This window comes from uncultured Brevundimonas sp. (assembly GCF_937870815.1).
In the GTDB taxonomy this organism is placed as follows: Bacteria; Pseudomonadota; Alphaproteobacteria; order Caulobacterales; family Caulobacteraceae; genus Brevundimonas.
Window position 1 is genome coordinate 46580 of sequence record NZ_CALMZS010000116.1, and the last position, 24725, is coordinate 71304.

At 71.0% G+C, this 24725-nt stretch carries 25 protein-coding genes; 12 read left to right on the forward strand and 13 right to left on the reverse strand.

Annotation, left to right across the window (positions count from 1 at the left end):
* Positions 1-32: 32 nt before the first annotated feature.
* Both Q0588_RS07735 and Q0588_RS07740 read right to left on the reverse strand, forming a co-directional pair.
* On the reverse strand, positions 33-1382 hold the full coding sequence (locus tag Q0588_RS07735) for a HAMP domain-containing sensor histidine kinase (protein WP_298745299.1): 1350 nt from the start codon (positions 1380-1382) through the stop codon (positions 33-35).
* Positions 1379-2140 carry a response regulator gene (locus Q0588_RS07740; RefSeq protein WP_366872746.1) on the reverse strand — a complete coding sequence of 254 codons (762 nt, stop codon included), beginning with the start codon at positions 2138-2140 and terminating at the stop codon, positions 1379-1381. Before Q0588_RS07740 ends, Q0588_RS07735 begins: the two co-directional genes overlap by 4 nt.
* Before the next feature lie 99 nt (positions 2141-2239).
* On the opposite strand from Q0588_RS07740, the gene Q0588_RS07745 reads away from it, so the two are divergent.
* From Q0588_RS07745 to Q0588_RS07755, 3 genes are all read left to right on the forward strand, one after another.
* Positions 2240-2767 (forward strand): hypothetical protein, encoded by a 528-nt coding sequence (locus tag Q0588_RS07745; protein ID WP_298745300.1) that lies wholly within the window; start codon positions 2240-2242, stop codon positions 2765-2767.
* 96 nt (positions 2768-2863) lie between these two features.
* Complete coding sequence (locus Q0588_RS07750) at positions 2864-3298, forward strand: calcium-binding protein (RefSeq protein ID WP_298745302.1); 435 nt, start codon at positions 2864-2866, stop codon at positions 3296-3298.
* Positions 3299-3300: 2 nt separating this feature from the next.
* Positions 3301-4176: a sterol desaturase family protein gene (locus Q0588_RS07755; protein WP_298745304.1), complete on the forward strand. Its 876-nt coding sequence runs from the start codon at positions 3301-3303 to the stop codon at positions 4174-4176.
* Between the two features lie 13 nt (positions 4177-4189).
* Here the strand turns inward: Q0588_RS07755 and Q0588_RS07760 are convergent, their stop codons facing one another.
* The 3 genes from Q0588_RS07760 to Q0588_RS07770 all read right to left on the reverse strand — a co-directional run bounded on the left by Q0588_RS07760 (position 4190) and on the right by Q0588_RS07770 (position 8222).
* On the reverse strand, positions 4190-4828 hold the full coding sequence (locus tag Q0588_RS07760) for a helix-turn-helix domain-containing protein (protein WP_298745307.1): 639 nt from the start codon (positions 4826-4828) through the stop codon (positions 4190-4192).
* Between the two features lie 109 nt (positions 4829-4937).
* Positions 4938-7451, reverse strand: a complete 2514-nt coding sequence (locus tag Q0588_RS07765; protein WP_298745309.1) for a cation-translocating P-type ATPase — start codon at positions 7449-7451, stop codon at positions 4938-4940.
* A gap of 204 nt (positions 7452-7655) precedes the next feature.
* Positions 7656-8222 carry a hypothetical protein gene (locus Q0588_RS07770; protein WP_298745312.1) on the reverse strand — a complete coding sequence of 189 codons (567 nt, stop codon included), beginning with the start codon at positions 8220-8222 and terminating at the stop codon, positions 7656-7658.
* A 219-nt stretch (positions 8223-8441) separates the two neighbouring features.
* Between Q0588_RS07770 and Q0588_RS07775 the strand changes: the two genes are divergently transcribed.
* Positions 8442-9293 (forward strand): universal stress protein, encoded by an 852-nt coding sequence (locus Q0588_RS07775; protein ID WP_298745314.1) that lies wholly within the window; start codon positions 8442-8444, stop codon positions 9291-9293.
* Here Q0588_RS07775 and Q0588_RS07780 read toward each other — a convergent pair.
* Positions 9241-9993, reverse strand: a complete 753-nt coding sequence (locus Q0588_RS07780; protein WP_298745315.1) for a superoxide dismutase family protein — start codon at positions 9991-9993, stop codon at positions 9241-9243. The two genes, Q0588_RS07775 and Q0588_RS07780, sit on opposite strands and share 53 nt — an antisense overlap.
* Positions 9994-10075: 82 nt before the next feature.
* Here Q0588_RS07780 and Q0588_RS07785 point away from each other — a divergent pair, with 82 nt between their 5' ends.
* Positions 10076-10429: an ArsC family reductase gene (locus Q0588_RS07785; RefSeq protein WP_298745318.1), complete on the forward strand. Its 354-nt coding sequence runs from the start codon at positions 10076-10078 to the stop codon at positions 10427-10429.
* 48 nt (positions 10430-10477) lie between these two features.
* On the opposite strand, the gene Q0588_RS07790 is transcribed toward Q0588_RS07785, so the two are convergent.
* A complete protein-coding gene (locus tag Q0588_RS07790; RefSeq protein ID WP_298745320.1) occupies positions 10478-12757 on the reverse strand; it encodes a glycoside hydrolase family 3 N-terminal domain-containing protein in 2280 nt (759 codons plus the stop codon).
* A 123-nt stretch (positions 12758-12880) separates the two neighbouring features.
* Positions 12881-13120 (reverse strand): hypothetical protein, encoded by a 240-nt coding sequence (locus tag Q0588_RS07795; protein ID WP_298745322.1) that lies wholly within the window; start codon positions 13118-13120, stop codon positions 12881-12883.
* A 185-nt stretch (positions 13121-13305) separates the two neighbouring features.
* Here Q0588_RS07795 and panB point away from each other — a divergent pair, with 185 nt between their 5' ends.
* From panB to der, 4 genes are all read left to right on the forward strand, one after another.
* Complete coding sequence (panB, locus tag Q0588_RS07800) at positions 13306-14142, forward strand: 3-methyl-2-oxobutanoate hydroxymethyltransferase (RefSeq protein ID WP_298745323.1); 837 nt, start codon at positions 13306-13308, stop codon at positions 14140-14142.
* 79 nt (positions 14143-14221) lie between these two features.
* Positions 14222-14980, forward strand: a complete 759-nt coding sequence (locus Q0588_RS07805) for a tetratricopeptide repeat protein (RefSeq protein ID WP_298745325.1) — start codon at positions 14222-14224, stop codon at positions 14978-14980.
* Positions 14981-15003: 23 nt separating this feature from the next.
* Positions 15004-16425 (forward strand): PQQ-binding-like beta-propeller repeat protein, encoded by a 1422-nt coding sequence (locus tag Q0588_RS07810; RefSeq protein ID WP_298745327.1) that lies wholly within the window; start codon positions 15004-15006, stop codon positions 16423-16425.
* A gap of 32 nt (positions 16426-16457) precedes the next feature.
* The gene (gene der / locus Q0588_RS07815) at positions 16458-18080 is read left to right on the forward strand and encodes a ribosome biogenesis GTPase Der (RefSeq protein ID WP_298745328.1); all 1623 of its coding nucleotides are present in this window, start codon (positions 16458-16460) and stop codon (positions 18078-18080) included.
* A gap of 18 nt (positions 18081-18098) precedes the next feature.
* Here der and Q0588_RS07820 read toward each other — a convergent pair whose 3' ends face one another.
* Complete coding sequence (locus tag Q0588_RS07820) at positions 18099-18851, reverse strand: SDR family NAD(P)-dependent oxidoreductase (protein ID WP_298745329.1); 753 nt, start codon at positions 18849-18851, stop codon at positions 18099-18101.
* Positions 18852-18927: 76 nt separating this feature from the next.
* Between Q0588_RS07820 and Q0588_RS07825 the strand changes: the two genes are divergently transcribed.
* Together Q0588_RS07825 and Q0588_RS07830 are read left to right on the forward strand one after the other, a co-directional pair.
* A complete protein-coding gene (locus Q0588_RS07825) occupies positions 18928-19188 on the forward strand; it encodes a CopG family ribbon-helix-helix protein (protein WP_298745331.1) in 261 nt (86 codons plus the stop codon).
* Entirely contained in the window at positions 19185-19499 is a 315-nt protein-coding gene (locus Q0588_RS07830; protein ID WP_298745332.1) for a type II toxin-antitoxin system RelE/ParE family toxin, read from the forward strand. Before Q0588_RS07825 ends, Q0588_RS07830 begins: the two co-directional genes overlap by 4 nt.
* On the opposite strand, the gene Q0588_RS07835 is transcribed toward Q0588_RS07830, so the two are convergent.
* The 4 genes from Q0588_RS07835 to radA all read right to left on the reverse strand — a co-directional run bounded on the left by Q0588_RS07835 (position 19496) and on the right by radA (position 23511).
* Positions 19496-19840 (reverse strand): VOC family protein, encoded by a 345-nt coding sequence (locus Q0588_RS07835; protein ID WP_298745333.1) that lies wholly within the window; start codon positions 19838-19840, stop codon positions 19496-19498. The two genes, Q0588_RS07830 and Q0588_RS07835, sit on opposite strands and share 4 nt — an antisense overlap.
* Positions 19841-19845: 5 nt before the next feature.
* A complete protein-coding gene (purF, locus tag Q0588_RS07840; RefSeq protein WP_298745334.1) occupies positions 19846-21351 on the reverse strand; it encodes an amidophosphoribosyltransferase in 1506 nt (501 codons plus the stop codon).
* A 30-nt stretch (positions 21352-21381) separates the two neighbouring features.
* A complete protein-coding gene (locus Q0588_RS07845) occupies positions 21382-21975 on the reverse strand; it encodes a CvpA family protein (protein ID WP_298745336.1) in 594 nt (197 codons plus the stop codon).
* 165 nt (positions 21976-22140) lie between these two features.
* The gene (radA, locus tag Q0588_RS07850; RefSeq protein ID WP_298745337.1) at positions 22141-23511 is read right to left on the reverse strand and encodes a DNA repair protein RadA; all 1371 of its coding nucleotides are present in this window, start codon (positions 23509-23511) and stop codon (positions 22141-22143) included.
* A 552-nt stretch (positions 23512-24063) separates the two neighbouring features.
* On the opposite strand from radA, the gene Q0588_RS07855 reads away from it, so the two are divergent.
* On the forward strand, positions 24064-24725 hold a 662-nt coding region (locus tag Q0588_RS07855; protein WP_298745339.1), incomplete at its 3' end, for an amidohydrolase family protein.

Consider the following 24725-nt stretch of genomic DNA (forward strand, 5'->3'; position numbering starts at 1 on the left):
TTTTTCCGGCTTCCGGGAAAATCGTCTCACCGTCAGGGTCCCGGATCAGGCGCCATCGGCAGCGTGACGATCACTGTCAATCCTCCGCCCGGCGTCTTCTCCAGCGAAATCTCTCCGCCCATCTGCCGGACCAGCGAACGGGCGATCGACAGGCCGAGGCCGGCGCCGCCGGTTTCCCGGCTTCGCGACGCCTCGCCCCGGGCGAAAGGTTCAAAGGCGTCTCGCTCAAAGGCGTCCTCGAGGCCCGGCCCATGGTCGACGATCGCGATGGACCAGGCGGTTCCGGCGTCATGCAGCTCCAGATCCGCGCCTCCGCCATACAACAGCGCATTCTCGAGGAGATTCTCGAGAGCTCTCCGCAAGCCGGCGGGATCAGCCAGCACCAAGGCGGAGTCCGGCATGGCGCCAAGCGTCACCGCCTGTCCGAGGGTGCGCCGTTCCCGCGCCATGTCCGTGAGGAAGGGCGCAATATCCATCGAGCCGACGGCGGCCGGTCTTTCCTCGCCCTTGGCCGCCAGCAGCACATCGTCCACCAGCGTCGCCATCAGGGCGATGTCGTGATCGGCGCGGGCCCGCTGCTCGTCATCGGCGATCAGGGCGACGCGCAGCCTCAGGCGGGTGAGAAGGGTCTTCACGTCGTGGGCGGCGGCGGCCAGCATCCGCATCCGTTCGGCCATCAGCCGGCGGATTTCGGCGCGCATCCGGTTGAAGGCCAGCGCCACCTGCCGGGCCTCGTCGGGGCCGGTCTCATTCATCGGCGGGGCGTTCAGGTCCGCGGCGAAGCCGTCCGCCGCGTCGGCGATGATCTGCAGCGGCCGGGTCGCCCGGCGTATGGTGCGCCAGACCAGAAGGGCGGCGATCAGACCCACGATGAAATTCAGGGCCAGCAGGACCGCGATCCGGCCACGCTGTCGCTGTTGCGATCCCGGCGCCACGATCAGCCGTTGCCCGTCGGCCAGTTGAACCGAAAAGGCGAAGGCGGGCGCGCGTGGATCCCCGGGCGGTCGCCAGCGGTCCTGTCCGTTTTCGGGAACGAGGAGCTGGACCGTGCGTCCCTGGAGCGCGGCGCCATAGGCGGAATAGATGGCCGGTCGGACGCCCCGTCGTTCCGCATACCCGGAGGGGGCGCTGGAACTCAGGAAGAACCGGGTCTGGTCGCCGTTCATGGCGATCAGCAGCAGATCGCGGTCGCGGGCCGGAGTGCGGTCGAGAAGATCGGCCGCCGCGGCGACACGGGAGGGCAACGGCAACCGCCAGCCGCCGCTGTTCTCGCGCTGGAGATTCATCACACCGACCAGGCCCAGGACCTGGACCAGGGCCAGGATGATCACGACGGCGAGGGTCAGGCGGGTCGAAAGCGGGAGGCCGGGGCGCCGCGTCACGGGAGCGCCTCCACCTCGGGGGTGAACAGATAGCCGGCGTTCCGGACCGTCCGGATCAGGCGCGGCTCCCGGGGATCGTCGCCGAGCTTGCGGCGCAGGCGGGAGACCTGGATGTCGATGGACCGGTCGAACACCTCGGCGGCGCGGCCCTTCAGCATGTCCATCAGGTCGTCCCGGGAGAGGATGGTCCGGGACCGGGCGAGAAAGGCCGCCAGAAGGTCGAACTCCCCGGCGGTCAGCTCGACCGGTTCGCCGGCCGGATCGGTCAGCGCCCGGGTCGCCAGATCGAGACGCCAGCCAGCGAAGGCCAGCACGCGCGGCGCCTCTCCCGGCCCCGTCCGCTCGCGGCGACGCAACAGCGCCCGGACCCGCGCGACCAGTTCCCGCGGCTCGAAGGGCTTGCTGAGATAGTCGTCGGCGCCCACTTCCAGCCCCACCACGCGATCCAGCGCCTCGCCCCGCGCCGAGGCGATCAGGACCGGGACGTGGCTTCGGCTCTGCAATCGCCGGCAGATCGACAGCCCGTCCTCGCCCGGCATCATGATGTCGAGAATGACCAGGTCCGGCGCCTGACGTTCGAACAGGGTCCAGAAGGCGGCGGCGTCGGCAGCCGCCTCGCAGCGGAAATCCTCCCGCGCCAGCAGGTCGCAGACCAGCCTCCGGATCTCCGGATCGTCCTCGACGAGATAGATGAGCGCGCCCTGGGCCATGCGCCAGCATTGGCGCAGGACGGGAACGGCGACCAGTGCCGGATACATGCTGTTACGCACTGGCGCCGGGCTGAAAAACCCGTGGCGGGCGGCGGGTGCATGGTGAGGGCGTCCGGTTCAGGCCGGTCCCAACCGAAAGGACATCCCATGACCTCCCCCGAAAGAACCTCGAACAGCCTGTCCCGCCGCGCGACCATCGGCGCGGCGGCAGCCGTCCTCGCCCTCGCCGGCGTCGCCGTCACCGCCGACAGCGCCGACGCCCAGTCCCGCTCCCGGTCGCGCTCGGCCACCTTCAGCGGCCCCAACCACAGCGGCAGCACCAACAGCAGCATCTATCGCAGCCGCGGCTCGGCCTCGGCGTCCCGCTCGGCGACGATCGACGGCCAGACCTATACCGGCTCGCGCTCGCGCTCGACCGTGGCCACCGACAACGGCTACGCCACCACCGCGACCCATACCGGTCCGGCCGGCAACACCCAGACCCGTTCGGGCTCCCTGATCTATGACGAGAACGGTTACAGCCGATCCTCGGGCGTCCAGACCTCGAACGGCTACGGCTATCAGAGCAATGTCGATGTCGAGCGCGACGAGAATGGCGCCGTGATCACCCGCGGCGTCACGACCAACAGCGGCGCCTCCTCGTCCTCGACGGTGGTGCGCACCCGTCCCGACTGACCCCTTTCGGGCGGCGGCGCGCCCCCCGCTACTGACCGCCCGAAAAAGCCCCGGTCGTCCCCCGGCGACCGGGGCCCCTTTCAAGAGAGAGAATCCATGAAGACACTTTTCACCCTCGCCGCGCTCGGCCTGGCCCTGACCGCGTCGGCGGCCGCCGCCCAGTCCGGGCCGTCCCTGGTCGAGGCTGCCTTCCAGCGGGCCGACCTCAACAATGACTCGGCCCTGTCCCCTGCGGAGTTCGGCGCCGCCCGCGAAGCCCTGTTCGCCCGCGCCGACGCCAACGGCGACGGCCGGCTGACGCTGTCGGAAGCGCGCGCGCTGCGATCCGGAGGCGGATCTCTCCGGCGCCCGACCCGCGAGGCGATCCAGTCCCTCCGCCGCATCGACCGCAACAACGACCGGGCGATCGACATCGGCGAATTCCGCGCCCTGGGCGCCCAGCGCTTCGCCGCCGCCGATCTTGACCGCGACGGCTATATCGCGCGCGGAGAGATCGCCGCCTTTGGGCGCTCCATGGGCATGGGCGACTGACGATGCGCGAAGAGCGCGCCCTGCTGTTCCTCGGCGTCGCGCTGGCGTTCGCCGCCCTTGAGGTCTGGCTGCGTATCCGGTCGGGCCGCGGCTATGATCGGTCGGCCGCGTTGGGAACCCTCGGCGTCGCCGGGGGCCAGATCGTGACCAACGGGCTGGCGGGCCTCGGGATCGGCGCGATCTATATGGCGGTCTGGTCGGCCACGCCGCTTCGCCAGCCTCTGGACGCAGTCTGGTCGTGGGGTCTGCTCTTCCTGCTCTCCGAGTTCCTCTACTACTGGCAGCACCGCATGAGCCACGAGGTGCGCTGGCTGTGGGCCAGCCACAGCGTGCACCATTCGGCCGAGGAATTGACCCTGCCGGCCGCCTTCCGTCTCGGATGGACCGGATCCATCTCCGGCCTGTGGCTGTTCTTCCTGCCCCTGCCGGCGCTCGGCTGGCACCCGGCCGCCGTCGCCGCCGTCCTGGCCTTCAACCTGCGCTTCCAGTTCTTTCTCCACAGCGAACTGCCGCCGCGCCTGGGACCGCTGGAATGGATCTTCAACACGCCGTCGGCGCACCGCGTCCATCACGCCTCCAACGCCAGCTATCTGGACCGGAACTACGGCGGGGTCCTGATCGTGTTCGATCGCCTGTTCGGCACCTATGCGCGGGAACGGCCGGAGGAACCCTGCCGCTACGGACTGACAGAGCCGGTCGGCAGCAACAATCCGATCCGGATCGCCTTCCATGAGTGGGGACGGCTGGTGAGAGATATGGCGAAGGCGGGCGGGTTCGTGCCGGCGATCCGGGTGGCGCTGGGTTATCCGGGGCTTCGCGTGAACCGGCGGCGCGGAGCGGCGGTCTTCGGCGAGGAACCGTCGCCCCCGGCCGCGTGACCATGGCGGCCGGTCAGGCGGCGGCCATGTCCGACAGGGCGCTGAAGCGGCGGATGCGGTATCTGCGGGCGCCGAGGAATTCGACGAGGCCGGCGGCCTGGAGCCGGCCCAGCATGCGCGAGATGGTCTCGATGGTGAGCCCCAGATAGTCGGCCATGTCCTGCCGGCTCATCGGCAGGGCGACGATCTCGCCCCGGAAGCGGGCGGCGATGTCGAGCAGGAAGCGGGCGACCCTTTCGCACGCCGTGGCCCGGCCGAGCAGCAGCATGTGCGACTGGGCGCGCCCCAGTTCGGCGGTGGTGGCCTGCCAGATCACCCGCTCGAGGCGGCCGGTCTCGCAGGCTGTGGAACCGGACCGGCGGATGGCGAGGACCTCGCAGTCGCCGAGGGCTTCGGCCGAGAAGCGGTGCGTGGCGCCGGTCTCGACCCCGATCACGTCGTTCTCATAGTAGAAGTCGCCGATCTGGCGCCGTCCGTCGGCGAGCAGATGGCTGGTCCGGACCGCCCCGCGCACGAGGCGGTAGATCAGGTCGGCGGTCTCGTCCTGGGCGTAGATCTCCTCGCCCTGGCGGAAGCACAGCCGCGCCGCCCCGGCCCATTCCCCGGCCCCCTGAGGGGCGGCGAAGCTCTGTTGCGACAGCAGGGACGTCATGCTGGTCTCTCCTTGCCTTACCCGACCCGAATAGCCTCGCCTCGGTCCACCCGCAATAGGCGAATCCCCCGCCCGTTGTTATTCGGGAGCACTCCCTAGGCGGCTCTCCCTAAGGGGCCCTACGGAGGCCGCGCGCCGCCGTCGCTCGCGGCGTCCACGACGCGACGGCGGCACCGGCTGACCAGCGCCGAACCACGCCCGTCAAGCCGCCGGCCAGGACGCCGGCGCCGACCGCAAGCGCCAGCAACGACAAGGCCGGAGCTTCGAATCGGAAGACCCTGGCTACAGCCGGCAGGTACAGGCCCATGGCGAGAACCGCGCCGAGTCCGGCCGCGATGCCCCAGAACAGGCGGCGCTGCGGGTCGAACAGCCCGATCCCCGCCGAGGCCCCTACGGCCATGGCCAGGGTCAGGTTGGCGACCGCCAGCGCGACATAGGCGGCGGCGCGCGCGGCGGCCTCCCCGACGCCGGGCAGGAGGCCCAGATAGAGGGCGAGGATTGCGGCGAGTATGACCAGCCCCGCCGCCAGGCCCGTGACCACTTCCCGCGGGCCGAAAGGCCCCGCCTGGCGGGGTCGCGGGGGTCGCCGCATGGCGTCCGGCTCGCTCGGTTCGGCCTCGAAGACCAGGGAGCAGACCGGGTCGATGACCAGTTCCAGCAGCACGATGTGAACCGGAAACAGAAGGGGCGGCGCGCCCAAGATGATCGGCAGCAGGGCCAGGCCGGCGATCGGCACATGGATGGCGGTGATGTACATCAGCGCCCGGCGCAGGTTGGTGAAGATGCGGCGGCCGAGCTTGATCGCGCCGAGGATCGAGCCGAACCGGTCGTCGAGCAGCACCAGGTCGGCCGCCTCGCGGGCGACGTCGGTTCCACGCCCGCCCATGGCGACGCCGATGTCCGCGGCCTCCAGCGCGGGAGCGTCGTTGACGCCGTCGCCCGTCATGGCGACGACTTCGCCGTTGGCCTGGAAGGCCCGCACCAGCGCCAGCTTCTGACCGGGCCGCACCCGGGCGAAGACCCTGACGGTGCGTAACCGCTCCGCCAGGGTGTCCGCGTGCAGGGTCCCGATCTCGGCCCCGGTCAGCAGCCCGGCCGTCACGTCGATGCCGGCGTCGGCGGCGATCCTCAGCGCCGTCTCCGGATAGTCGCCAGTGATCATGGCCACCTTGATGCCCGCTGTTCGCGCCGTCTCCAGGGCCGCAGGCACATCGGCTGCCACGGGGTCCAGGAAGCCAACCAAGCCCTTGAAAACGAAGGCGAGCCTCTCCGGCTCATCCGCCGGCGCCGAGTGGACGGCCTCGGCGACGGCCAGGACCCTCAGCCCGCCCGTCGCCAGGCGGTCCAGGGCCATGCGCGCGGATCGGGTCTCCGAGGGAGTCATTCGGCAAAGGGCGAACACCGCTTCGGGCGAGCCCTTGGTCGCGGTGCGGCGGCGATCGCCCGTTCGCCACGTCTGCACGACCGCGAGCCGTTGCGGCGCGAGCGGCCAGACCCGTTCCGGTCGATCCCGCGGCGGCGGCTGGAGCGCCGCCAGGGCGACGTCCATGGGATCGGACGGCTGCGGGTTGCTGGCGCGGACGGCGGTCTCGAGCACGGCCCGCACCGGGGGAGCCAGATCACCGTCGCCGGGCGATGCTTCCCCCTGCGGGGACCAGAGCGTCGCGACGGTCATGCGGTTCTCCGTCAGGGTGCCGGTCTTGTCGACGCAGAGCAGGGTGGCGCCGCCGAGCGCCTCGATCGCGGCGGGACGGCGCACCAGGACCCGGCGCCGGGCCAGGCGCCAGGCGCCCAGGGCGAAGAAGACCGAGAGGACGACCGGGAATTCCTCCGGGATCAGGGCGATGGCGATGGTGATTCCGGCCAGGGCGCCTTCAATCCACAGGCCCCTCAGAACCCCGTAGGCGAGGGCGAGGACGACCGCGAAGGCCAGCGCCGAGGCCCCGATCCAGGCGACGATCCGGCCCGTGAAATTCTGGAGCGGCGTCCGACCGGGCTCGATCGACGACAACGAGCCCCCGATGCGGCCGAGGGCCGTCCTGGGCCCTGTCGCGCTGACCCGCAGGACTCCCTGACCCGCGACCGCGAGGGTTCCGGCCAGGACCCGGCCGGACACGGCCGACGCCCCCGCCGCGCCGCTGCGGATCACAGGCACGGACTCCCCGGTCAAGGCCGACTCGTCGATCTGCAGCACTTCCGGCCCGATCAGGATTCCGTCGGCCGGGACGCGTTGCCCCTCGGCCAGGAGAACGATGTCCCCGCGCACCACCCCGCGGGCCGGGATCACCTGCGCCCGGCCGTCGCGGACCACCTGAACCGTGGGATCCGCGAGGCGCCGAAGCGCCCTCAGCGCGGCCTCGCTCCGCGCCTCCTGGGCCACCACCAGGCCGATGGTGGCGAGACCGGCCGCGGCGAGAAGCAGGCCTTCAGCGCGGTCTCCCAAGGCCAGATACAGGCCCGAGGCGGCCGCGAGCAGCAGGAACATCGGTTCCCGCAGGGCCGCAAGGGCGATGGTCGTCACGGGGCGGGTCGAATCGGAGGACAGCAGATTCGGACCTTCCGCCGCCAGCCGTCGCGCCGCCTCGGCCGCTTCGAGCCCCTGGAACGAGGAATCCGGATGCATGGCCCCTCCGCTTGCACCCGGCTGGCGCGGGGGCGACCTCTTGAAGCTTGGGTCCGCCGGGCGGCGGAGGCCTTGACGGGGGCCAAGGCGGCCGCATGACGGGCCCGCAGTGGCTGCAGAACGTACACGCATAAATCGGCGTTGCGGCGCCGTTCCGAGTCGACCGGCGCCGGCGACCAGACGGCGAAGGGGCTGTGACTTCGATCACCGAGGGGCGGACTCCGGCGCGGCTGTTCGGCTGAACATCACGAGCGCCAGGCCGCTGCTGATCAGGGCCAGCCCCACCAGAGGCCCCCACCCGGGCGCCGTGTCGTCCAGGGCTCCGCCGGAAACAGCGATCACCGCCACGGCCGAGGCCAGGGCGGACGCGAACAGCCACCTCCAGGCCCCTGCCGGCCGGAGGTCCAGGGCCAGCGCCAGCTGGATGCCGCCGTCCATCACCAGGGTCGAGATCGCCAGAATGGTGATGGCCGCCGTTCCGGTCCGGGGGCTGTAGAAGAGGAAGGCGCCCGAGGCCGCCGCGACCGCGCCGGCGATCAACAACCCCCTGAGCGGACGCCCGGCCAGCAGCAAGAGCAGCCAGGCGGACAGGATGGTCATGCCGGCGAACCAGAGCAGCCAGCCCGACGTCCCGCCGAGCGTGGGGCCGGCCGGCTCCGGCGCCGCGACCACGACGGCGCCGGCCAGTATGAGGGCCAGCGCCGCCAGGACGACGGGCCGGGGGTGCACGCGCAGGTCGCTGGACCATCGCGGCAGGGCACGTGTCGTCATCCTCGCCTCCTCGACAGAATTCAATTCACTGATCACTCTCTGGGCGAAGGCCCGCCTTGACGTCGATCAAGGCGGGAAGCGGATCTTCTGAGTTTCTGGCCGGGCGCCGTTTCACGGCGCGCAACCTTGGCAGGAGTGAAAGTTCGCGCGGCGGCCTTGATCCGCATCAAGGCGCGCCGCGCGGGCGGAGCCTTTCCTGAGTCCGCACAGGAGGACGCCATGACGCGCCCAAACCCACTCAGCAGCATGGTCACCGTGGCCGACGGGAGCGAGGCCGCCGTCCGGCGCAACCGGATCGCGGCCGAGCTGGCGGCCAGGTTCGACGCCCGTCTCACCGGAGCGTTTCCTCGTCCCCCGCTTCCCGTCTCGGTCTGGGACGAGCCGGTCTATTGGGGCCTGCCCCCGACGCTGCCGCCGGCCGTGCCGCCGGAAATCATGGCCGATCACGAGCGCCGCACGGACGCCCGGGCCGAGGAGGCGCGCCTGGCCTTCGAGGCGGCGGCCGCGGCGGCCGGATGCCGCTCGGACTGGCTGGTGCTGCCGGCTGACGGCGGGGCCGGCTTCATCGATCTGGCCAGACGCACGGACCTGACCGTGCTGCCGTCCGGCCGTCTGCCGACCGTCGGCCCGGACGCGGTCGACATCGCCCTCGCCGCCGGCGGTCCGGCCCTCATCCTGCCCGGGCAGGACGGGGCGTCCGCGCCCGGCCGCCGGATCATCGTGGCCTGGAACGGCGGCCGGGAGGCGGCGCGGGCGGTGCGCGACGCATGGCCGCTGCTGTCGGCGGCCGAGGCCGTTCATGTGGTCATCGTCACGCCCGCGCCCGTGGACGGGCCCGACAGCCGGCTGCAACGCTATTTCGAGGAGCATGGCTGCACCGCCCGGGTGGTGGTGGTCCGCGAGGCCGATGCGGGGGCGGCGGAGGTCCTGCGCGACCAGGTCGGCGCGCTCGAGGCCGACCTTGTGGTGATGGGGCTGTACGGCCGTTCGCGGCTACGCGAGACGGTCATGGGCGGCGTCAGCCGCGACCTGCTCCGCGATCCGCCGGTCCCGTTGCTGGTGTCGCACTGAGGCGCGGCCCGGCGGCCCCCTGGTCGCGCCCGAACACCCCGCAGGCGATGCGGTCGCCGCTGTCGCCGGCCGGGTCGGTCCTCTGGTCGTCGGCCAGGGCGTGGACGACGAGGGCGGAGCCGTCCGCGTCGAGCAGGCCGGCCAGGTCGCCGCCGGCCAGCCGGTATTCAAGGCTTCCGCGTCCGTCCTGGCCGACGGTCAGGTTCGGCATGTCGCCGGCGTGGGGGCCCTGCGGATTCTCCAGCCCGTGCCGGGCGTCGGCCGGATTCCAGTGGCCGCCGGCGCTCCCGAAGCCCGGGGCGTCGCAGCGCCCGGTCATATGCACATGAACGCCGTGGTCCCCCGGCGGGAGGCCCTCGGCCTGGACGGAGATCATCAGCCGGTCGCCGGCCGCCACGGCGGTGGCGCGGCCCGCCGCCGTCCCATCGGCCGTCCGCAGCGTGGCCGCGGCCCCGCCGGGGGCGGCGGCGGGCGCGGCGGCTTCGGGCGGGGCCGCGGCCGGGGCTTCGCCGGCCGGAGCCGTCGGTTCGGGCGAGCCGCAGCCCGCCACGGCGATCGTCAGGGCCGTCGCGGCCCGGGCCAGCCGGTTCATCAGGACCTCCACCTCATCGCTCGATCTCTCAAGGCGCGGGAAGCCGATCCGTTCCCGGGCCCGGACGGCGCCGCCGCCGCTCGAGCGCCGGGCCCTGACCAATTTCATCGGCAACGCCGTGGCCACCATCGTCGTGGCCGGGTGGGAGACGCGCCTTGCCCGCCGGCCGCGGAGCGGGCAGACAGCCGCCATGGCCTGCACCCTCTACGGCATCCCCAACTGCGACACGGTCCGGAAGGCGCGGACGTGGCTGGACCGGCGCGGCGTCGCCCATGGCTTCCACGACTACAGGAAGGCCGGGATCGACCGCGCGCGGCTGGAAGGCTGGGTGGCCGAGCACGGCTGGGAGACGGTGCTGAACCGGGCCGGCACGACCTTCAGGAAGCTGTCCGACGGCGACAAGGCCGGTCTCGACGCAGCCAAGGCGATCGACCTGATGCTGGCGCAGCCGTCGATGATCAAACGGCCGGTGCTGGACCTCGGCGACCGGACGCTGGTGGGCTTCAAGCCCGAGCTTTACGAAGCGGCCTTCGGCCCGGTTTGAGCCGGCGTCCACGGCGGCCATGGACCCTCTCCCGCCGGGAGGGGGCCGCTATCGGGTCAGGGTGAACTGCGCCGCCTCGCCCGCCTGGGCGTTCGGGGCCAGCCAGACGTCGAACAGGCCGGGCTCCACGGTCGGCGTCAGGTCCGGCCCGAGGAACTGCAGATCGGCGAAGGTCAGCGGCAGGCTGACCTCGACCGAACCTCCGGCCGGCACGGTGACGCGCTGGAACCCCTTCAGCAGCCGCGCCGGCTGGGTGATCGAGGCGGCGCGGTCGCGGATGTAGAGCTGCACCACTTCCGACGCCTCGCGCGAGCCGCCGTTGGTCAGGGTCACCGAGACGGTGATCCCGCCGTCCCAGGCCATGGTCGGCGCCGACAGCCGCACCGCCGAATACGCCACCGGCGCATAGGTCAGGCCGTGGCCGAACGGATAGAGGGCGGCGTTCGCGGTCTCCCTGAACTGGGCCTTGAATTCGTCGCCGCGGGACGCGGCCGGCCGGCCGGTGGTCTTGCGCGCATAGTAGTAGGGCGACTGGCCCGAGAAATGCGGGAAGCTGACCGGCAGCCGCCCGGTCGGGGCATGGTCGCCGAACAGCACGTCGGCGACGGCGTTCCCCGTCTCCGAGCCCAGGAACCAGGTCGCCAGTATGGCCGGCGCGTCCTTGACCGCGCCCGCCAGAGCCAGCGCCCGGCCGTTGCGCAGGATGACCACGACCGGCTTGCCCGTCGCCGCCACCGCTTCGGCCAGGGCCAGCTGCGGTCCGGGAATGACGATATCGACGCGGGACTGGGCCTCGGCCGACATCGCGCCCGACTCGCCGACGGCCAGCAGGACGACATCGGCCTGGGCCGCCGCCAGCACGGCCGCCTCGATCCCGCCGGCGATCGGCGCCTCGACGTCCGAGCCCTTGACCACGGTCAGGCTGGAGCCGTCGCCCAGCGCCGCGCGCAGGCCCTGTTCCAGAGACACCGCCAGCTTCTCGTCCTTGAAGATCGACCACGGGCCGAACAGGTCGCTCCTGTCCGCCCCGAACGGCCCGATCAGGGCGTAGCGTTTGCCCGTTTTCGACAGCGGCAGCAGGCCGCCCTCGTTCTTCAGCATCACGATCGACCTGCGCCCGGCCTCGCGCGCCAGGGCCAGATGCTCGCGGCTGCCGCTGACCCGCCGTTCGGTCCGCACGTCCGAGCCGCGATACGGATTGTCGAACAGGCCCAGCGCCGCCTTGGTCATCAACACCCGCCGCACCGCCTCGTCCACGCGCGCCAGCGGCACATCGCCGGACTGCACCAGTTCGGGGATGTGTTTGATGTAGAGGCCGCTCCGCATCGACATGTCGACGCCGGCCATCAGCGCCAGCCGCGCCGCGTCGCGGCCGTCGGCGGCGTAGCCGTGGGCGATCAGCTCCTCCTCCGAGGTATAGTCCGAGACCACGAAGCCGGCGAAACCCCACTCGCCGCGCAACAGTTCGGTCAGCAGCCATCCATTGCCGCTGGCCGGCACGCCGTTCAGGTCGTTGAAGGCGCTCATCGTCGACAGGGCGCCGGCGTCGAACGCCGCCTTGTACGGCGGCAGATAGACCGAGCGCAGCTCCAGCTCGCTCATGTCGGTGGAATTATAGTCCAGGCCGGCCTCGGCCGCGCCATAGGCGGCGAAATGCTTGGGCGTGGCCAGCAGCGAGGACCAGTGCTTCAGGTCGTCGCCCTGGAAGCCGCGGGTCCGCGCGGCCGCGAACAGCCGGCCCAGCAGCACGTCCTCGCCGGCGCCCTCGACCACCCGGCCCCAGCGCTGGTCGCGGCCGATGTCCACCATCGGCGCATAGGTCTGGTGCACGCCCGAGGCCCCGCCCTCGACGGCGGCTGCCCGCGCCGTGCGCCGCGCCAGCTCCGGGTCCCAGCTGGCCGCCTCGCCCAGCGGTACGGGAAAGGTGGTGCGCAGGCCGTGGATGATGTCGGCGGCGAACAGCAGCGGGATGCCCATCCGGCTCTCCGCGACCGCCATCTGCTGCATCAGCCGGGCGCCGCCCGCGCCCACGCCGTTGAACAGGGCGCCGATCCGCCCGGCCCGGATGTCGGCGGCGGCGGCGCTCTGATCGGGGCTGAAGTCGTCGGGGTTCACCCCTTCGGGCCGCCAGCGGAAGGGATCGTTCTGCAGGTTCAGCTGGCCGGCCTTCTCCTCGATCGTCATGCGCGCGATCAGGGCGTCGACCCGCTCAAGGTCGGCCCGGGCCTGCGCCGCCGCGATCCGCGGCGCCATTATCAGGCCGGCGGCCAGAGCGCCCCCGGCCAGAAGGCTGCGGCGGGTCGGAGCGGGGAAGGGCGGAGGGCGCATGTAACCGGTTCCAGTTGAGGGACTGTGCAGGACTAAACGGCGCGGCGTCCCGCGCCTACCCTTAATCGATCACAAAGCGTTGCGCTGTCGGGCGCCCGACGCGGGAGCGCGGTCGCGGCGGAGTCAGCCCTCGACGTCGGTCTCCGGCCGATCGTGGCCGTCGGCGCGCTCGGTGATCCAGCGCCCCGAGGCGTCGGCGTATTCGATCAGGGAATCCTCGTCCGGCACCTTCTGCTCGCGCGCGGCGGCGGCGGCGGCGGCCCGCGCCGAGTCGTGATCCGGATAGGTCTCGGAGAAGGTGTCGCCCAGCCGGTAGGCCCAGCCTCCGTCGTGCTCGACGATGCGATAGGTGACCTGGACCATGGGCGCTCTCCGGCGGGACATTCGGACCTCGACAGGGGAGCGAACGCGGCGCAGGCGGTGCAGTTGCAGGCCGCGGCCCGCGGTTTCGCCCGCCTTGCGAAGGTTTCGCCCGTCGCCGCGGCCGGATCGAGGGATGACGCTCCGGCCGCGCGCGCCTATCTAGGGCCGGAACAGGAGGCCCGTCCATGTCCAGCCACACGCCGGAAACCGTCCGCCGCCTCGCCGCCCCGGACATCCGCGCCCGCAAGGGCACAAACCCGATCGTCTGCCTGACCGCCTATGACGCCCCGACCGCCGCCCTGCTGGACGAGCACTGCGACCTGCTGCTGGTCGGCGACAGCGTCGGCATGGTGGTCCATGGCCTGCCCAACACCGTCGGCGTGACGCTGGAGATGATGATCCTGCACGGCCAGGCGGTGATGCGCGGCTCGAAACGGGCCATGGTCGTCATCGACATGCCGTTCGGCTCCTACGAGGCCGGCAAGGAGCAGGCCTACGAGAACTGCGCCCGGGTCATGAAGGAGACCGGCGCCCAGGGGGTCAAGCTGGAGAGCGGCCCGACCGTGGCCGAGACCATCGCCTATCTGGTCCAGCGCGGCATTCCGGTCATGGGACACGTCGGCCTGCGCCCCCAGGCGGTGCTGACCGACGGCGGCTTCAAGGCCAGGGGGCGCACCGACGAGGAGCGGCTGCGGGTGATGTCCGAGGCCGAGGCCACCGCCGACGCCGGGGCCTTCGCCATCGTCATCGAGGGGGTCGCCGAAGGCCTGGCCCGCGACATCACCGCGGCGGTCGACAAGCCGACCATCGGCATCGGGGCCTCGGCCGCCTGCGACGGCCAGATCCTCGTCACTCCCGACATGCTCGGCCTGTTCGACTGGACGCCCCGGTTCGTGCGCCGCTACGCCGACCTGCGCGCCGAGATCGGCCGGGCCGTCGGCGCCTACGCCGAGGACGTCAAGGCCCGCCGTTTTCCTGCCGAAGTCGAGACCTACTTCTCGAAAAAGCCGGTTTCACCGTAAAGGCCGCGTTGCGGCGCGGGAAACGAGTCTCTAGGGTCCGGCCGGTTGGATTTTCTGCGACTTTTGGGGCGACGCTACCGTGGTTGATGTCTTCGATCAGGTCGAGGAGGAGCTTCGCTCCGATCGATACAAGCGGCTGGCCCGCACCTGGCTGCCGGTCATCGGCGGCATCCTTCTCGTCGCCCTGATCTCCGCCCTGGCGTGGTGGGGCTGGCAGAAGATGGAGACCTCGAAGGCCGACAAGGCCTCGATCGCCTATCAGCGCGGCCTCGAATCGCTGGAGGCGGACAATCTGGTCGGGGCCGACGCGGCCTTCGCCCAGGCGGCCGGGGAGGGCAATGCGGCCTACCGGTCGATGGCCCTGCAGCATCGCGCCGGCATCGCCGTGCGGCAGAACCGCATCCCCGCCGCCGTGGAGCTGTTCGACGAGGCGGCCGGGGCCGCGCGCGATCCCCTGCTGCGCGACGTGGCGGCCTTCAAGGCGGCCCTGCACCTGATGGACACCGCCAGCCTCGAGGACGTCCAGGCCCGGCTCGAGCCGCTGACCGAAGAGGGCCGGCCGTTCCGCGCCTTCGCGCGCGAGGCCCTCGCCATGGCCCAGCTGCAGCACGGCAGGACGGCCGAGGCCCGCTCGACCCTGGTGGTCCTCAAGAACAGTCTGGACACCCCGCGGGAGATCGGCCAGCGCGCCGACCTGACCCTGTCCTCGATCGAGGACGGCACGGCGTCCAACCTCGCGGCCATCACCGCGGCCATGGCCGAACTGGAGGCGTCGGTCGCCCGCGCCGCCGCCGCGCCGCGGCCCCAGACCGCGCCCGCCGCCCCGGCCCGCCCGTGAACCCCGCTTTCAGGACATCCTCCATGAATCGCGTGCTCAAAGTCGCCCTGCTGTGCGGTCTCGCCGTCACCGTCGCCTCGTGCGGCACGGTCCGGCGGGCCCTGCCCTTCGGCCTCGGCGGCCAGGATGCGCCCCAGGTCACGGCGACCGAGGGCCAGCGCGTCTCGGTGCTGGAGTTCGAGCAGCAGCTGACCCCGTCGGCGGCCCTGTCGGGCCGGGAATTCTTCCTGCCCGGCCCGCAACCGGCCACCGCCTGGACCCAGCCCGGCGGCAACGCCGAGAACGCGGTCGAGCATGTCGCCGCCGCCGAAGGCTTCACCGTGGCCTGGCGCCGGGACATCGGGGCCGGATCGTCCGACACCCGCCAGGTGATGGCGCCGGTGGTGGCCGACGGCGGCCGCGTCTTCGTCCTCGACGGCGAAGCCACCGTCACGGCCGTCGACTCGGCCAGCGGCTCGGTCGCCTGGAAGGTCAACGTCAAGCCGGACGAACCGGAGTTCCGGCGGGGGCTGCTCGACTTCGGCTTCGGCGGCGGCTCGACCGGCGGCGGCTTCGGCGGCGGCGTCGCCGCCGGCGGCGGCAAGGTCTTCATCGCCTCGGGCTACCGCACCGTCAGCGCCGTCGACCAGACCAGCGGCGCCCTGCTGTGGACCACCCCCGTCGACGTGCCGGTCCACGGCGCCCCGACGGTGGCCGGCTCGCGGGTCTATGTCGTCGACGTCGAGAACCAGCTGTACGCCTTCGACGCGGACACCGGCCGGCAGGTCTGGACCTACCGCGGCATTCCCGAGCCGGCCCGCATCATGCGCGCCTCCAGCCCGGCGGTGACCGGCGACACGGTGATCGCGCCATTCTCGTCCGGCGAGCTGATCGCCCTGCGCGCCTCGACGGGCCAGCCGGTGTGGCAGCAGGTGTTGTCGCGCACCAGCCGGACCAGCGCCCTGTCCGAGATCCGCGACATCGCCGGGCGGCCGGTGGTCAGCCGCGGCGTTGTCTACGGCGTCGGCCATTCGGGCCTGATGTCGGCCATCGACGTCCGCACCGGCCAGCCGAAATGGCAACTGCCCGTGTCCGGCGTCAACGCGCCGCTGCCGGCCGGGGACGTGGTCTATGTCGTGTCCAAGAGCGGCGAACTGACCGTGATCAACCGCGAGTCGGGGCAGGTCTACTGGACCCGCGACCTCAACGAGGGCCGGACCCGTCAGGAAGGCGGCTTCTTCGGCTTCTTCGACCGCACCGTGCGCCCGGTGTGGGCCGGGCCGCTGCTGGCCTCGAACCGGCTGGTGCTGGCCAATTCCGACGGCGAGCTGGTGGCCTTCGACCCGCGGACGGGGGTGCAGACCGCCTCCCTGCGCCTGGGCGGCCCGGCCTTCATCGCCCCGGCCGCCTACAACGGCGCCCTCTACGTCCTCACCGACCGGGGCCAGCTGGTCAGCATTCGCTGACCGATCGCCCCAATCTGCGTTAGAAGGCCGACATGGCTCTCAAGGTCGCCATCGTCGGTCGCCCCAATGTGGGCAAGTCGACCCTGTTCAACCGCCTCGTCGGCAAGCGCCTGGCGCTGGTCGACGACCGGCCGGGCGTGACCCGCGACCGTCGCTACGCCGACGGCGCCATCGGCGACATGGACCTGACGCTGATCGACACCGCCGGCTATGAGGACGTCACCGACGAGAGCCTCGAATCGCGGATGCGCGAACAGACCGAGGCGGCGCTGGAAGACGCCGACCTGATCCTGTTCATGATGGACGCCCGCGAGGGGGTCACGGCGCTGGATCGCATCTTCGCCGACCGTCTGAGGCGCCAGCACAAGCCGGTCATCCTGCTGGCCAACAAGTCCGAGAGCCGCGAGTCGGGCGGCGGCATCGGCGAGGCCTACGGCCTGGGCTTCGGCGAACCCGTGGCCATCTCGGCCGAGCACGGCGAGGGCATGGCCGATCTCTACGCCGCTGTCGTCACGGCCAGCGCCGACATCTTCATCGAGGAGGTCGACGAGCCCGACAAGCCGATCCGCATCGCCATCATCGGCCGGCCCAACGCCGGCAAGTCGACCCTGATCAACCGCCTGATCGGCGAAGACCGCATGCTGACCGGCCCCGAGGCCGGCATCACCCGCGACTCCATCTCGGTCGACTGGGAATACGAAGGCCACAACATCCGCCTGGTCGACACCGCCGGCATGCGCCGCAAGGCCCGGGTCCAGGAAAAGCTGGAGAAGCTGTCGGTCGCCGACACCATCCGCGCCATCACCTTCGCCGAGGTGGTGGTTCTGGTCATGGACAAGGACGACGCCTTCGACACCCAGGACCTGCAGCTGGCCGACCTGGTCGAGCGCGAGGGCCGGGCCCTGGTCTATGTCGCCGCCAAATGGGACCTCGAGACCGAGCCGCAGGCGCGCCTCGCCAAACTCCAGCAGATGGCCGGGGACAAGCTGCCCCAGCTGAAGGGCTCGCCCTTCGTCGCCCTGTCGGCGCACAGCGGCCGCGGCGTCGAGCGGCTGATGCCCGCCGTGCTCCAGGCCCACGCCACCTGGTCGGTCAAGGTCAAGACCAAGGATCTGAACACCTGGCTGGCCCTGGCCACCCAGAGGCATCCGCCCCCCGCCGTCGACGGCAAGCGGATCAAGCCCAAATACATGGCCCAGACCAAGGCCCGGCCGCCGACCTTCGTTCTGATGGCCAGCCGCGCCGAGGCCATGCCCGAGCAGTACAAACGCTATCTGGTCAACAGCCTGCGCGAATCCTTCGACTTGCCGGGCACGCCGATCCGCCTGCTGGTCAAGTCGGGCAGCGAAAACCCCTATGCGCCCGGCGGCGCCAAGTCCGGCCCCGAACGCTACAAGGGTGATGCGAAAACCGCGCCGCGCCGCGTCATCAAGAAGGCCGAGCGCGAGGACCGCCTGTCCAGCCTGCCCGGCAAGGCGCTGGAGCAGAAGAAGGCCGGCAAGGGCAGGATCAAACCCTTGGCTGGCCTCAAGTCGAGCGCCAACAAGAAGGCGGGCTCGTCCGTCGCCGTCCAGAAGGGCGCCCGCGGCGGGGCGAGGCAGGTGTCGCGCTCAGGCCGGGTGCGGACGGGGCAGAAGCACGCGCCGAAGAAGTAGGCGGGCAGGCGATTACGCTCAGACCAGGGCCGCCCCGCCCGGCCCCGCGCTCCAGTCCCTGAACTTCACCTCCAGCGGGGGCTCCATGTCCCCGCGCGCCAGCTCGACCACCAGCGGGCCGATGGCCGAGGGATGCGTCACCGTCTCCGGGGCCTCGCCCGGATAGGCCTGGGCCCGCAGCCGGGTGCGCATCCGGCCCGGGTCGACGATCGAGACGCGGATCGGCGTCGACTCGATCTCGTCGGCCCAGCATTTCATCAGCGTCTCGGCCCCGGCCTTGGTCGCGGCGTATGCGCCCCAGAAGGCTTTCGGCGCGTGCGCCACGCTGGTCGTCACATGGATCACCCGCCCGGCGTTCGAGGCCTTCAGCAGCGGCTCCAGCGAGCGGATCAGGCGGTAGACGGCGGTGAAATTGGTCTTCTCGACCTTGGCGAAGCCGCGCGGATCGGCGTGGCTGACCGGCGTCAGCCCCTCGGCGCCCATGGTCGCCGCCGCCTGCACCCAGATGTCCAGCCGCCCGAAGCGCTCGAAGATGGCCCCGCCCAGCCGGTCGATGGCCCCGCCGTCGACCAGATCGAACGGGATCAGGGTCGCGTGCGCGCCGGTGGCGGCGAAGACGGCGTCGTCCAGATCCTCCAGCCCGCCCTGGGTTCGGGCCGTGGCGATCACATGCGCCCCGGCCCTGGCCAGCGCCAGGGCGCTCTCGTAGCCGATGCCGCGCGAGGCCCCGACGACGAGGGCGATGCGGTCCTTGAGGGGGAGGTCGGTCATGGCGCGGTTGGTAGGCATGGCGCCGCGCGGGGTCAATGTGTTACATTGCGATACGAGACCGCATGGGAGATGGACGATGTCGAAATCCGCCACGATGAGCCTGCGATTGACTCACGAGCTGAAGGAGAAGCTCGGACAGCTCGCCAGGGAAACGGATCGGACTCCTTCCGCGATCGCTCAGCAGGGCCTGTCGGAGTATGTCGATCAGCGTCTGTGGATGCTGTCGGAAATCGACAAGAGTATCGAGGATTTCAAGGAAGGCCGGACCGTTCCTCACACTGAGGCCGTCGCGCGGATTCACGCGACCATCGCACGGTACGAGAAGGTCGATCCTTGAGAGAGATCGTCTGGTCCGACACTGCGATCGACCAGTTCGACAAGGCCATCGCCTATCTGGCTGAGCGAAACCCGTCCGCTGCACTTCGCCTGTCGGATCGTGTTTTGACCACGATAGAGAGTCTCGCCGTCAGGCCGATCGGTCGTCCGGGCGAGCGCGTCAATACGTTTGAAAAGGGTGTGCTGAAGACCTCATACCTTCTCGTCTACGGCCTCGTCGGCGGGGCGCACGGAGAGCTGAAGATCCACCGGCTGTTTCACATGGCGCAGAACTGGCGGGGCTGGATCCCTGAACCCGGCGAAGAAGTCTAAAACCCCGCCGCCGGCTGCCACAGGCTGAAACTGACCCCCTGGTCGTCGCTGACCACGACCGAGCGGCCCGTGGCGCTGTCCGAGGGGATCGCGGCCTTGCCGCCCAACTCTGTCACCCGCTTGCACAGGGCGTCGACGTCCTCGACCTTGAAATACAGGTGCGCAAAGTCCCTGGCCCGCTCCACCTTGGTGAAGCCGAACGGCGGATCGCTCTCCGCCACATGCAGATAGGTCGGGTGCGACGACGCCTCGTCGAACCTCCAGCCGAACACGGCGCTGTAGAAGGCCCGGGCCTTGTCGATATCCGGCGTGTCGATGGTGAAGTAGCCGAGCTGGATCATGCGCCTTAAGCGCTGACCAGCAGCGAAAGTTGCCGGGCCGCCACCTCGCGGCCGCCTTCCTCGATCTCGCGGTCGAGCAGCCGGGTCGGGTATTCGCCGGTGAAATAGTGGTCGGTGAACTGGGGGTTGCGCGGGTCGCGCGGCCCGGCCTCCATGGCTTCGTAGAGCCCGTCCACCGACAGGAAGCCCAGCGAGTCGACCTCGAGCTGGGTCCGCATCTCCTCCAGCGTCTTGTTGGCGGCGATCAGCTGGTCGCGCTCGGGCATGTCGATGCCGTAGAAGTCGGGCCACAGGATCGGCGGGCTGGCCGAGCGCAGGTGAACCTCGGCGGCGCCCGCGGCGCGCACGGCCCGGACCAGCTTGACCGAGGTGGTGCCGCGCACGATCGAGTCGTCGATCAGCACCACCCGCCGGCCCTCGATCACCGAGCGGTTCGGGCTGTGCTTCATCCGCACCCCCTTCTGCCGCGCGCCTTGGCTGGGCTGGATGAAGGTGCGCCCCAGATAATGGCTGCGGATGATGCCCATCTCATAGGGGATGCCGCTTTCCTGGGCGTAGCCCAGCGCCGCCGGCACGCCCGAATCGGGCACCGGCACGACCACGTCGGCCTCGACCGCATGCTCGCGCGCCAGGTGGCGGCCCATGCGCTTGCGCACCTCATAGACCGACTTGCCGTTCACCACGCTGTCGGGGCGGGAGAAATAGACGTATTCGAACAGGCAGGGCCGGGCCGCCCGGGTCGGGAAGGGCTTCAGCGACTGCAGGCCGTCCTTGTCGATGACCACGACCTCGCCATGCTCGACATCGCGCTCGAGGGTGGCCCCGATGGTGTCCAGCGCGCAGGTCTCCGAGGCCAGCACCCAGGCCTCGCCCAGCCGGCCCAGCACCAGCGGCCGGATGCCCAGCGGATCCCGGGCCCCGATCATCTTGGAGCGGGTCTGGCAGACCAGGGCGTAGCCGCCCTCGATCCGGCCGACGGCGTCGATGAAGCGGTCGACGATCTTGGCCTTCCGGCTGCGCGCGATCAGGTGGAGGATGACCTCCGAGTCCGAGGTCGACTGGAAGATGGCGCCCTCGCCGACCAGCTGGTTCCGCAGATAGAGGAAATTGGTCAGATTGCCGTTGTGGGCGATGGCGATGCCGCCCTGGTCGAGGTCGGCGAACATCGGCTGGATGTTGCGCAGGAAGCTGCCGCCGGCGGTCGAATAGCGGGTATGGCCGATGGCCGCCGAACCCGGCATCCGCTGCGACAGGTCCGCGCCGCCGAAGGCCTCGCCGACCAGGCCCATGTGCCGTTCGGTGTGGAAGCGGGCCTCGTGCACGCTGGCGATGCCGCAGGCTTCCTGGCCGCGGTGCTGCAGGGCGTGCAGGCCGAGGGCGACGATGGACGAGGCGGCGTGGGGCTCAGCGCCCCAGACGCCGCAGACGCCGCACTCGAGGCGCGGGCGGTCGTCGTCGTCGTCCCGCCAATGCTCGCGGTGAACGACGGGATCGGCGATCAGGTGGCGCATCGTCGGGGCTCCGATGACCGGGTTACGCGACTAGGGGGCGGCGGGGCGGGACGTAGGCCCGGAATCTGTCGGGGGCAAGGCGTCATCGTCCTTAAACCCTTCGCTCACGGAGGAACTGATCACCGGCGCCAGGGCGTCGGCGCCCCGGCCGATGCCCGGCAGCACGACCTGGATGGCCCGCGCCGCGCCCTCGGTGAGCGGCCGCAGCGCGGCCTCGCCCAGCCAGCGAGGGGTCTTCTCGCCCGGCAGGGCGGCGACGACGACCAGATGCACCGCGCCCAGCAGCACCAGGGCCCGTCCGGCCCCGACGAAGACGCCGACGAAGCGATCGACCCCGCTCAGGCGGGGATGCGCCTGGGCCCGCCTCGACAGGGCCGAGCCGAAGATGCGGATGCCGAAATAGATCAGCAGGAACGACACGACCGCCGCCAGTATGGTCCCGGCCCAGTCCGGATCGACCAGGCCGCGCCCGACCGGGGCGGCGACCGGCAGGGCCACCAGGGCGATGAAGGCCGCCAGGATGAAGCTCAGCAGGGTGATGATCTCGCGCGTGCCGCCGCGCACCCAGCCGGCGGCGGCCGAGGCCAGGATGACCAGCAGGGCGACGACGTCGAAACCGGTCATGTCTCCCCCCCGTTGCGAAGCAGTGGGGAAGGGGACCGCCGAAGGCGGTGGGGGGCTTCTGACCGCCGCACTGACCCTGTTCGCTTCAACAGCCCCTCCGTCCCGTCGGCTGCGCCGCCGATCCACCTCCTCCGTTCGCTGCGCGAACAGGGAGGAGACAACCCTTCAGTAGCGGTTTTGCGAGATTCGTTCGACCGCCTCGGTCAGCCGGCTCACCGAGGTCGTCTTCACCCCCTTGTCCTTGACCGTCAGCGGCGGCGACAGGGCCTGGTCGAAGCCCAGCTTCTGCGCCTCGCGCAGCCGCGCCTCGGCCCGGCCGACGGCGCGGATCTCGCCCGACAGGCTGATCTCGCCGAACACCACGCAGCCCTGCGGCAGGGGCATGTCGGTGGCCGAACTGACCAGCGCCGCCGCCGCCGCCAGATCGGCCGCCGGCTCGTTGATCCTCAGCCCCCCGGCCACGTTCAGATAGACGTCCTGGTCCCCGAAGCTGAAGCCGCAGCGCGCCTCCAGCACGGCCAGGACCATGGCCAGCCGCCCGGTGTCCCAGCCGACCACGGCCCGGCGCGGCGTGCCATAGGCCGATTTGGAGACCAGCGCCTGCACCTCGACCAGCACCGGCCGCGAGCCCTCGATGCCGGCGAACACCGCCGCCCCCGGGGCCCGGTCCTTGCCCTCGCCGAGGAACAGGGCCGACGGATTGGCCACCTCGCGCAGACCGGCGTCGCCCATCTCGAACACGCCGATCTCGTCGGTGGCCCCGAAGCGGTTCTTGCCGGCTCTCAGAATCCGGAACGGATAGCCGCGCTCGCCCTCGAAACTCAGCACCGCGTCGACCATGTGCTCGACCACCCGTGGCCCGGCCACCTGGCCGTCCTTGGTGACATGGCCGACCAGCACCACCGCCACGCCCTGCGACTTGGCCAGCCGCACCATCTCGCCGGCGCAGGCCCGCACCTGGGTCACCGAGCCCGGCCCGGCCTCGTGGGCGTCGCTCCACAACGTCTGGATCGAATCGACGATGACGATGTCGAACCGCTCGCGCTTCAGCGTGCCGAGGATGTCCCTCAGCGCCGTGGCCGAGGCCAGTTCCACCGGGGCCTTGTCCAGCCCCATCCGCCTGGCCCGCGCGCGGATCTGCTCGACCGCCTCCTCGCCGGAGATGTAGGCCACGCGCCGGCCCGACAGGGCCGCCCGCCCGGCCACGTCCAGCAGCAGGGTCGACTTGCCCACCCCCGGGTCGCCGCTCAGCAGGATGGCCGAGCCCGGGACCACGCCGCCGCCGCAGACCCGGTCGAACTCGGTCACCCCGGTGACGATGCGCGGCGGTTCGGGCGTGTCGGACTGCAGCCCCTCGAACTGGACCCCGCGCCCGCGCGCCGCCGCGCTTGTGGCCGGCTTCATCGCCCCTGGAGGGGCAGCGCGGCTCTCCTCGACGATGGAGTTCCACTGGCCGCACGCCCCGCACTGGCCGGACCATTTGCCGTGCACCGCCCCGCAGGACTGACAAACATAGATCGCGCCGTCTCTCGCCATGACAACCGGCTTACAGGAGTCGCGCGGAGCGGGGCAGGGGGTCGGCGAGGGGGTGCGTCCGGAAATGACGTAGGCCTTCACACCTGATGGTTGTTCACGTCATCAACCCGATTTATTTTCCGTCCATCCCCGCGAAGGCGGGGATGGACGGGTTGTGCGGCCACGAGAACGGGGACGGTGACGGGGGACGGCGTCCATGAGGACTCTCGCCCTTCCGGACTCGAGACTCTCGGGACATTTTTCCGCCCATCCCGCCCCCTCGATTCTCCGTCTTGACCCTCGCAAACCGCCTGCGTCCGCTTTTGATGCATCGCCATGCAAACGGGATCAAATCCCCAGGGGAGCTGGTCTTTGACAACACCCAACCCTGTCCGGAGCCACTTCAGGCTCCGGCGTCCGCTTCCCGGCGATCGGATCTTTCCGGCCCATTCGCCATGACGTTTTTTCCTGGGAGGATGGAGACTCTCGCCCCCGAACCCGTGCGCGCGGCGGCACGCCTGTTGCTCCCGCCGCCTCCGCCATGCCAGCTTCGTGCCCACAGGGGAGAACACCATGCTGAACCGTCTGGCCGCCGCCGCCATCGCCCTCACGCTCGGCTTCGCCGCGCCCGCACACGCCGACACCCTGGTGGTCACCGCCGCCCGGATGGTCGACGTCGAGCGCGGCCGCTATGTCGACAACCCCGTGGTCGTGGTCACCGACGGACGCATCACCGCGGTCGGAACCGCCGTCCCCGCCAACCTGCCCGCCGACGCGCGTCGCCTCGACCTGCCGGGCCTGACCCTGCTGCCCGGCCTGATCGACATGCACGTCCATCTGGCGGGGACTCCCTATGTTTCGGGCTTCAAGGTGCTGGAATACGCCGACGATTTCGAAACGGTGCTTCAGGTCCCGAACGCCCGGGCCAATCTGATGGCCGGCTTCACCACAGTGCGGAACCTCGGCGGTCCAGACTTCGCTGACATCGCCCTTCGTCAGGCCATCGACGCCGGCTTCGTCGAGGGGCCGCGCGTCATTCCGGCCGGCGTGTCGTTCGGCGCCACCGGCGGCCACTGCGACGCCACCGGCCTGCCGCGATCCATGGCCCAGGCCAACGACTACAACGCCGACAGCGTCGACGCCGCCCGTCACAGCGTGCGCGAGGTGCGCAAATACGGGGCCCAGGTGATCAAGATCTGCGCCACCGGCGGCGTCTTCTCGCGCAACACCGAGCC

What these genes read in the sequence shown, in the direction of transcription:
- Q0588_RS07785 (WP_298745318.1), top strand. Translation starts at nt 10,076, where the DNA reads ATGGCCTGCACCCTCTACGGCATCCCCAACTGCGACACGGTCCGGAAG.
- Q0588_RS07760 (WP_298745307.1), bottom strand. Translation starts at nt 4,828, where the DNA reads ATGACGTCCCTGCTGTCGCAACAGAGCTTCGCCGCCCCTCAGGGGGCC.
- purF (WP_298745334.1), bottom strand. Translation starts at nt 21,351, where the DNA reads ATGCGCCACCTGATCGCCGATCCCGTCGTTCACCGCGAGCATTGGCGG.
- Q0588_RS07750 (WP_298745302.1), top strand. Translation starts at nt 2,864, where the DNA reads ATGAAGACACTTTTCACCCTCGCCGCGCTCGGCCTGGCCCTGACCGCG.
- Q0588_RS07845 (WP_298745336.1), bottom strand. Translation starts at nt 21,975, where the DNA reads ATGACCGGTTTCGACGTCGTCGCCCTGCTGGTCATCCTGGCCTCGGCC.
- radA (WP_298745337.1), bottom strand. Translation starts at nt 23,511, where the DNA reads ATGGCGAGAGACGGCGCGATCTATGTTTGTCAGTCCTGCGGGGCGGTG.
- Q0588_RS07795 (WP_298745322.1), bottom strand. Translation starts at nt 13,120, where the DNA reads ATGGTCCAGGTCACCTATCGCATCGTCGAGCACGACGGAGGCTGGGCC.
- Q0588_RS07765 (WP_298745309.1), bottom strand. Translation starts at nt 7,451, where the DNA reads ATGCATCCGGATTCCTCGTTCCAGGGGCTCGAAGCGGCCGAGGCGGCG.
- Q0588_RS07770 (WP_298745312.1), bottom strand. Translation starts at nt 8,222, where the DNA reads ATGACGACACGTGCCCTGCCGCGATGGTCCAGCGACCTGCGCGTGCAC.
- Q0588_RS07820 (WP_298745329.1), bottom strand. Translation starts at nt 18,851, where the DNA reads ATGACCGACCTCCCCCTCAAGGACCGCATCGCCCTCGTCGTCGGGGCC.
- Q0588_RS07745 (WP_298745300.1), top strand. Translation starts at nt 2,240, where the DNA reads ATGACCTCCCCCGAAAGAACCTCGAACAGCCTGTCCCGCCGCGCGACC.
- der (WP_298745328.1), top strand. Translation starts at nt 16,458, where the DNA reads ATGGCTCTCAAGGTCGCCATCGTCGGTCGCCCCAATGTGGGCAAGTCG.
- panB (WP_298745323.1), top strand. Translation starts at nt 13,306, where the DNA reads ATGTCCAGCCACACGCCGGAAACCGTCCGCCGCCTCGCCGCCCCGGAC.
- Q0588_RS07825 (WP_298745331.1), top strand. Translation starts at nt 18,928, where the DNA reads ATGTCGAAATCCGCCACGATGAGCCTGCGATTGACTCACGAGCTGAAG.
- Q0588_RS07780 (WP_298745315.1), bottom strand. Translation starts at nt 9,993, where the DNA reads ATGAAATTGGTCAGGGCCCGGCGCTCGAGCGGCGGCGGCGCCGTCCGG.
- Q0588_RS07835 (WP_298745333.1), bottom strand. Translation starts at nt 19,840, where the DNA reads ATGATCCAGCTCGGCTACTTCACCATCGACACGCCGGATATCGACAAG.
- Q0588_RS07775 (WP_298745314.1), top strand. Translation starts at nt 8,442, where the DNA reads ATGACGCGCCCAAACCCACTCAGCAGCATGGTCACCGTGGCCGACGGG.
- Q0588_RS07755 (WP_298745304.1), top strand. Translation starts at nt 3,301, where the DNA reads ATGCGCGAAGAGCGCGCCCTGCTGTTCCTCGGCGTCGCGCTGGCGTTC.
- Q0588_RS07810 (WP_298745327.1), top strand. Translation starts at nt 15,004, where the DNA reads ATGAATCGCGTGCTCAAAGTCGCCCTGCTGTGCGGTCTCGCCGTCACC.
- Q0588_RS07740 (WP_366872746.1), bottom strand. Translation starts at nt 2,140, where the DNA reads ATGTATCCGGCACTGGTCGCCGTTCCCGTCCTGCGCCAATGCTGGCGC.
- Q0588_RS07790 (WP_298745320.1), bottom strand. Translation starts at nt 12,757, where the DNA reads ATGCGCCCTCCGCCCTTCCCCGCTCCGACCCGCCGCAGCCTTCTGGCC.